This window comes from Bacillus sp. MBGLi79 (assembly GCF_002953915.1).
Map to the genome: position 1 here is coordinate 3,881,337 of NZ_CP026521.1, position 4,202 is coordinate 3,885,538.

At 47.4% G+C, this 4,202-nt stretch carries 4 protein-coding genes; 1 reads left to right on the top strand and 3 read right to left on the bottom strand.

Going from position 1 to position 4,202, the window contains the following annotated elements; genetic code table 11:
* Positions 1 to 702, bottom strand: a 702-nt coding sequence (locus C1T29_RS19830) for a DMT family transporter (protein WP_208945538.1), incomplete at its 3' end; no start/stop codon positions are given.
* A gap of 91 nt (positions 703 to 793) precedes the next feature.
* Between C1T29_RS19830 and C1T29_RS19835 the strand changes: the two genes are divergently transcribed.
* Positions 794 to 1,681, top strand: coding sequence for a LysR family transcriptional regulator (locus C1T29_RS19835; RefSeq protein ID WP_023856699.1), 888 nt, complete (start codon positions 794 to 796; stop codon positions 1,679 to 1,681).
* A 55-nt stretch (positions 1,682 to 1,736) separates the two neighbouring features.
* Here C1T29_RS19835 and cysI read toward each other — a convergent pair whose 3' ends face one another.
* Both cysI and C1T29_RS24915 read right to left on the bottom strand, forming a co-directional pair.
* A complete protein-coding gene (gene cysI / locus C1T29_RS19840) occupies positions 1,737 to 3,455 on the bottom strand; it encodes an assimilatory sulfite reductase (NADPH) hemoprotein subunit (RefSeq protein ID WP_020450993.1) in 1,719 nt (572 codons plus the stop codon).
* A gap of 27 nt (positions 3,456 to 3,482) precedes the next feature.
* Positions 3,483 to 4,202, bottom strand: a 720-nt coding sequence (locus C1T29_RS24915) for a diflavin oxidoreductase (RefSeq protein WP_369122218.1), incomplete at its 5' end; no start/stop codon positions are given.

The following is a 4,202-nucleotide window of genomic DNA, read 5'->3' on the forward strand; positions in this document are numbered from 1 at the left end:
CAGGATCCAAACCCAAATGACGAACGTCAAAGCAGTAGAGAATAAACCGTTAAATAAAAGAGATAAGATCGCTTCATTTGACCAGTGAATCGGCCGGGACGGTTCCAGTATAAAAGAGAAGATCAATAACATCACCGCCCCTGTGAGAAGCTGCCATGCATTCATATGAATCATATCTGTATCTTTAAATTTCAGTTTGCTGTATACATTGGCGATGCCCCAGCTGAGCGCTGCGATTAAAACACAAAGCTCTCCAAATATGACATTTTGATCAACATGCAGAATCCCTCCTCCTAATATAAACAAAAGACCGATCAACCCGGAAAATAAACCGAGCATTTTATACACATTGATTTTCTCGTTTAATTTAAAATGACTGATGACAGTGACAAAAATCGGCATGGTATACACCAATACAGACGTTTTTCCCGAATCGACAAACTGCATGCCGTAAGTTAACACCCCCATATAACCTAAACCCATCAATAAACTCATCACCAGATAATGCTTGATATTCTCCTTTCCTATTGAACGCTTCCTTCCTTTGATCAAGAGAATTACAAACAAAGGAACGGCTCCAATGAACAGCCGCAGTGCCGAAAATAAAACAGGGGGAATGTCAGTGATTGCGATTTTCATCGTCACCCAGGTATACCCCCAAATAAGTGTTACAGAGATGATCCCCAACAGTACTTTAAACATAAACCGTCACCTTTCTTCTTTGTTTCATGTACAGCATATGCTATATTGGATGATAACTGAAATACATTTTTATTATCGGAGGTATAACCATTTGGTTATGAACATGAACAGCCTTCACATCTTTGTGAAAGTCGCGGAGACACTAAATATGACAGAAGCCGCCAACGAGCTGTATATTTCACAGCCGGCCGTGAGCAAAGCCATAAAAACCATGGAAACGTCGCTCGGGGTCAAATTGTTGATTCGGGATAAACAGAACAAGTTAAAGCTTACTGACGCGGGAATGGAAATCGCCGTACTGGCCAGACAGATGATTGTGATTGAAAACAAAATATACCAGGTGGCCGATCAAGAAAATCATCTGCTCAGGGGGAAAGTCAAAGTTGGCTCGTTCCCCGCCGTCTCAGCGAATATTTTGCCGCAGGCTATCGCCTCCTTCAGGTCAAAGTATCCGCTCGTACAAATCGAGCTGGTCGAAGGAACCTCCGACCAAATCAAGCAATGGGTCGAAACACGCCTGGTTGATTTAGGCATCGTCGCCTCTCCCTTTGACGGTTTCGAAAGTCAAGTATTGTTTCAAGACCGGATGGCGGCCGTCATCCCTGAGCAATATCATCACTTAAAAGACGCACCTTTCATTGATCTGAAAAAACATCAAAATGAATTGATCTTTTGCAAGGGCGGGCACGAAGTCGCGGTATCTCAAATCTTTCAAAAACACCGCCTCGAATTAAAAGAAAATCTGACTGTGCAAAACGCGGAAACATTGGTCAATATGGTCAATAACAACTTGGGGATCGGCTTGATTTCTAACTTTTCGCTTTCCTCCGTATCCCATCGGTTGATCAAAAAAGACATCTCTCCTCAAATTATCCGCGAGGTCGGCATGATTACACCCTCATTTGAAGAAGCAACACCGGCGGCTGCCGAGTTTATGAAAATGATCATCGAGTCGGAAACGGTTCGATCATTTTCGTAAACAGAAAACGCCTCAGCACCGATCAAAGGGCTGAGGCGTTTTTTCAAAATGATCATCAGTCATGGAAATTCGTTCCGTCCGTCGTTTCTTTAACAATTCCGGCGCGGATGACGAAATCCCCGAAATGTTCTCCTTCATTGCGTTCTTTCGCATAGCGCGGAAGAATGTCGCGAAGTTCTTTTAAAATTTCTTCTTCACCGATGTTTTCCCGGTACATTTTACTTAGACGGCTGCCGTCAAAAGCGGCGCCGAGGTACATGTTGTACTTGCCAGGGGCTTTTCCGATGAAGCCGATTTCGCCGAGCGCATGGCGGGCGCAGCCGTTCGGGCATCCCGTCATGCGGATGGTAATCTCTTCATTCTTCAAGCCGTTTTCTTCAATGATTTCATCAATTTTGTCAATCAGCTTTGGCAAATATCGTTCCGCTTCGGCCATCGCCAATCCGCACGTCGGCAGTGCGACGCATGCGATCGAGCTGCGGCGGAGCGCTGTATAATGCCTGCCGTCAGTCAAACCAAACTGTTCGATCAGTTCGCTGATCTTTTTCTTCTTTTGGCTTGTGACATTGGCAATGATCAAGTTTTGATTGGCTGTGAGGCGGATATCGCCGGTATGAACTTTGGCGATCTCCCTTAAGCCGGTCATCAGCTTGTAATCATCATAATCAGTGACGCGGCCGCCCTCAACAAACATTGTAAAGTGCCATCTTCCGTTTACACCCTTTACCCAGCCGTAGCGGTCGCCGTTATGCTCGAAATGATACGGCTTTGCTTCAGCGAGGCTCCAGCCGAGGCGGTTTTCCAGCTCGTTTTTGACCGTTTCCAAGCCGAGGCGGTCAATTGTGTACTTGAAGCGGGCATTTTTGCGAACCGAGCGGTTTCCGTAGTCCCGCTGAATCGTAATCGTTTTTTCGGCGACATCATATAACTGATCAGGCTTACAGAAGCCAATGACTTTGGCAAGCTGCGGATACGTTGCTTTGTCCCCGTGGGTCATGCCCATACCGCCGCCGATCGCGACGTTGAAGCCGATGAGTTTGTCATCCTCTACAATCGCGATAAACCCAAGATCCTGGGAAAATACGTCGATATCATTTGACGGCGGAACGGCGATGCCGATTTTAAATTTCCGCGGCAGATACAGCGGTCCGTACATCGGTTCGACTTCTTCCGCATCAGGCGTGCCGGCCACTTTTTCTTCATCAAGCCAGATTTCATGATACGCACGTGTGCGCGGCAGGAGGTCATCACTCAGCTTTTTCGACCATTCATACACTTCTCTGTGGATTTCTGATTGATACGGATTGGAAGCGCACATGACGTTCCGGTTAACATCCCCGCATGCTGCAATCGTATCCAGCATGGCTGAATGGATCGATTGAATCGTTTTTTTCATGTTCCATTTTAAAATGCCGTGCATTTGGAAGGTTTCCCGGGTTGTCAGCTTCAATGTGCCATTTCCGTATTTCCGGGCAAGCTCATCCATGACAAGCCACTGCTCAGGCGTTGCGACACCGCCCGGCATCCGGACGCGCAGCATGAACTGATACGCCGGCTCAAGCTTTTGCTTTTGACGCTCATTGCGGAGATCGCGGTCATCCTGCAAATAGCTGCCATGATGCTTCATCAGACGGTTGTCGTCATCGGAAATTCCGGCTGAAAGCGGCTCAAGCATCGATTCCTTCAGGGTGCCGCGCAAATAGTTGCTTTCTTTCTTAATGCGTTCTACATCACTCGGCGGGCCTTCAGGCGCTTTTAATATTTCGTTCCCCATGTTGAAAAAGTCCCCTTTCAATCAAAATCAGTATACATCGCGCTGATAACGTTTTTGCTTTTTCATTTCTGCCAGATAGGCTTCAGCTTCCTCGCGGCTTTTGCCGCCTTCTTTTTCGATAATTTCAAGCAATGCGTTCTGAACATCTTTGGCCATGTTGTTCTTGTCGCCGCAAACGTAGAAAGCCGCTCCTTCTTCAAGCCACTCAAACAGTTCTTTGCTGTGCTCAAGCATGCGGTGCTGTACATATACTTTTTCTTCCGTATCCCGCGAGAACGCGACATCCATTTTTGTCAGCACGCCGTCACTCAGCCACTTTTGCCATTCTGTCTGATATAAGAAATCGGTGACGAAGTGCTGGTCGCCGAAGAACATCCACGATTTCCCCGGTGCTCCGGTTTCTTCGCGCTCCTGCATAAATGACCTAAACGGCGCAACACCTGTGCCCGGACCGACCATGATAATCGGAGCCTCCGGATTTTCCGGCAGCTTAAAGTTTTTATTCGGCTGAATAAAAACAGGCAGCGTGTCGCCAGGCTGAAGGCGTTCAGCACATAAAACCGAGCAGACCCCTTTTCGGTCTCTGCCGTGCGTATTGTAGCGGACAGCGCCGATCGTCAAATGCACCTCATCCGGATTTGCAGCGAAGCTTGATGCGATCGAATAAAGCCGCGGCGGAATTTTTCGAAGAAGCGAAACAAAATACTGCGGAGCTACTGCGCTCGGACCGACATCCGGCTCGAAATC

Bases quoted from the DNA above. Each gene is read 5' to 3' on its own strand.
- cysI (WP_020450993.1), bottom strand. From the start codon at position 3,455: ATGGGGAACGAAATATTAAAAGCGCCTGAAGGCCCGCCGAGTGATGTA.